The following is a 2,857-nucleotide window of genomic DNA, read 5'->3' on the forward strand; positions in this document are numbered from 1 at the left end:
CGCATCGCCGCCTTCGGCCACATGGGCGACGGCAACATCCACTACGACGTGCTGCGTCCCGATGGTGGCTCGGACGCCGAGCATGCTGCGCGCCGGGACGCCGGCTCGCGCATCGTCCACGACATCGTGGCCTCCATGGGCGGGTCGATCAGCGCCGAGCACGGCCTGGGCTCGATGAAGACCGAGGAGGCGCGGCGCTACAAATCCGTGGTGGAGATCGAGGCGCTCTCGGCCATCCGGCGCGCGCTGGACCCCAAGCGGATCATGAACCCGCGGGTGCTGTTCTAATCGGATCACGAGGTATTGGCTTGGCGCCCCGGACGCGGCAAAGCATCGGCCATGCTCATCGTCCTCTCCCCGGCCAAGGCGCTCGACTTCACCGCCGCGCCGGTCGCCGCGCCGCTGACCGCGCCGGAGCTGGCCGACCAGACCGCCGAACTCGCCAAGGTCGCCAAGAAACTCAGGGTCATCGACCTGAAACGGATGATGGACCTCTCCGACAGCCTCGCGAAACTTAACCGCGAGCGCTTCCAGGCCTTCCAGCCGGACAGCGAGGACGGGCTGCAGACGGCCTTCGCTTTCAACGGCGACGTCTACATGGGCCTCAAGGCCCGCGAGCTCGACAGGAAGGCGCTGGCCTGGGCGCAGGACCACGTGCGGATCCTGTCAGGGCTCTATGGGGTGCTGAGGCCGCTGGACGCCATCCAGCCCTACCGGCTGGAGATGGGCGTGCGGCTCAAGACGCGGCGGGGGCTGAGCCTCTATGACTTCTGGGGCCCGCGCGTGTCGCAGGCGCTGGATGCGGCGCTGGCGGGCCACAAGCAGCGCGCAGTCGTGAACTGCGCGAGCCAGGAGTACTTCGGCGCGGTCGACCGCGCGGCGCTGAAAGCCCCGGTTCTGACCTGCAAATTTCTCGAGGAGAAGGACGGCGAGGCGCGGATCATCTCCTTCTTCGCCAAGCGGGCGCGGGGCGCCATGGCCCGCTTCGCCATCGACAACCGCATCGAGCGCGCCGCCGACCTTAAGGCCTTCGACCGCGACGGCTACCGGTTCGTGGGCCCGCTCTCCACCGACGACGAGTTCACCTTCGCCCGGCCCCAGCCGCCGCCCGTCGCCCAGAAACGGGCCCGGCTCAAAGAGGAGGCCTGACCATGGCCGTGGACTACAAGCTCGAGGGCCAGGTGGCAGTGATCACCGGCTCCACCAGCGGCATCGGCCAGGCGCTGGCCACCGCGCTCGCCGAGCAGGGCGTCAACGTGGTGCTGAACGGCTTCGGCGACCCGGCCAAGATCGAGGCCGACCGGTTGGCGATCCAGCAGAAGACCAACGCCGCGGTCCGCTACCGCGGCGCGGACATGACCAGGCCGAACGAGGTGGCCGACCTGATCGCCTATGCGCACAAGGAGTTCGGCCGCCTCGACATCCTGGTGAACAACGCCGGCATCCAGCACGTCGCCCCGGTCGACGAATACCCGGAGGAGAAGTGGGACGCCCTGATCGCGGTGATCCTGTCCTCGACCTTCCACGCCACCAAGGCGGCGATCCCGATCATGAAGGCCCAGGGGCGCGGACGAATCGTCAACATCGCCTCGGCCCACGGCCTGGTCGCCTCGGCGTTCAAGGCGCCCTATGTGGCCGCCAAGTTCGGCGTGGTGGGCTTCACCAAGGCCTGCGCCGTGGAGCTTGCGCGGACCGGCGTCACAGTGAACTGCATCTGCCCGGGCTATGTGAAGACGCCGCTGATCGAGGCCCAGGTGGTCGACCAGGCCAAGACCCGCGGCATCCCGGAGGACCGGGTGATCGAGGACGTGATCCTGGCTGCCCAGCCCAACAAGACCTTCGTGGAATATCGCCACCTGGCCGGACAGCTGCTCTATCTGGTCTCCGACCTGGGGGCGTCGGCGACCGGCGGGTCGTTCGTCATCGATGGCGGCTGGACCGCGCAATAGCAACGAAAAGAGGGAGGTAGCGGTCATGGCCTACAAGCCGTTCGACCTGACAGGCAAGGTGGCGCTGGTCACCGGCGGCAATGGCGGCATCGGGCTCGGCATGGCCGACGCCATGGCCCAGGCCGGGGCAGCCATCGTGATCTGGGGCACCAACGCTGAGAAGAACGCAGCCGCCGAGGACCAGCTCAAGGCCCATGGCGTCAAGGTGGTGACCCAGAAGATAGACGTGGCGGACGAGGCCCAGGTGACCGCCGGCATGGCCGAGGCGGTCGGCAAGATGGGCCGCGTCGACACAGTGATCGCCAACGCCGGCGTCGGCGGCGGGGCCAAGTCCTTCGCCGAGTTCTCCACCGAGACCTACCGGCGCGTGCTGTCGGTGAACCTGGACGGGGTCTTCTTCACCTTCCGCGAGGCCTGCAAGCACATGGTCGAGCGGGCGGGGGCCGGCGACCCCGGCGGCTCGCTGGTGGTCACCTCATCGCTCAGCGCCATCGACGGGGCCGCGCGCAACGAGGCCTACGCCTCGACCAAGGGCGCCGTGATTTCAATGATCCGCGCCATCGCCGTGGAGCACGCTCGCTACGGCGTGCGCGCCAACGCCATCCTGCCGGGCTGGATCGCCACCGACATGACCGCCGGCGCCCAGGGCAACGACAAGTTCAACGACGCGGTCATCAAGCGCGTGCCGTTCCGCCGCTGGGGCGAGCCGGAGGACTTTGGCGGCATGGCGGTCTACCTGGCGTCGGACGCGTCCAGTTTCCACACCGGCGACAGCTTCCTCATCGACGGCGGCTACGCGATCTTCTGATTTCTCCTTCGGTGTCATCCCGGTTTCGCGCCAGCGAAGACCGGGACCCATAGACACCGATGGTCAGCGCATCGCCCGAGAGCGTCGTGTCTATTGGTCC

4 protein-coding genes are annotated in these 2,857 nt (G+C 68.2%); all 4 read left to right on the plus strand.

The window, feature by feature from the left end; translation table 11 throughout:
• Nucleotides 1–288 (plus strand): FAD-linked oxidase C-terminal domain-containing protein (locus JWP28_RS13820; RefSeq protein ID WP_299543751.1); only part of this gene is annotated, 288 nt, incomplete at its 5' end.
• Nucleotides 289–339: 51 nt separating this feature from the next.
• A complete protein-coding gene (gene yaaA, locus JWP28_RS13825; protein WP_299543753.1) occupies nt 340–1,149 on the plus strand; it encodes a peroxide stress protein YaaA in 810 nt (269 codons plus the stop codon).
• A 2-nt stretch (nt 1,150–1,151) separates the two neighbouring features.
• A complete protein-coding gene (locus JWP28_RS13830) occupies nt 1,152–1,949 on the plus strand; it encodes a 3-hydroxybutyrate dehydrogenase (protein WP_299543755.1) in 798 nt (265 codons plus the stop codon).
• Between the two features lie 25 nt (nt 1,950–1,974).
• Complete coding sequence (locus JWP28_RS13835) at nt 1,975–2,757, plus strand: SDR family oxidoreductase (RefSeq protein ID WP_299543756.1); 783 nt, start codon at nt 1,975–1,977, stop codon at nt 2,755–2,757.
• The last annotated feature ends 100 nt before the right edge of the window (nt 2,758–2,857 follow it).

It is taken from the genome of Phenylobacterium sp. (assembly GCF_028290885.1).
GTDB lineage: Bacteria > Pseudomonadota > Alphaproteobacteria > Caulobacterales > Caulobacteraceae > Phenylobacterium.

Bases quoted from the DNA above. Each gene is read 5' to 3' on its own strand.
- yaaA (WP_299543753.1), top strand. From the start codon at position 340: ATGCTCATCGTCCTCTCCCCGGCCAAGGCGCTCGACTTCACCGCCGCG.
- JWP28_RS13835 (WP_299543756.1), top strand. From the start codon at position 1,975: ATGGCCTACAAGCCGTTCGACCTGACAGGCAAGGTGGCGCTGGTCACC.
- JWP28_RS13830 (WP_299543755.1), top strand. From the start codon at position 1,152: ATGGCCGTGGACTACAAGCTCGAGGGCCAGGTGGCAGTGATCACCGGC.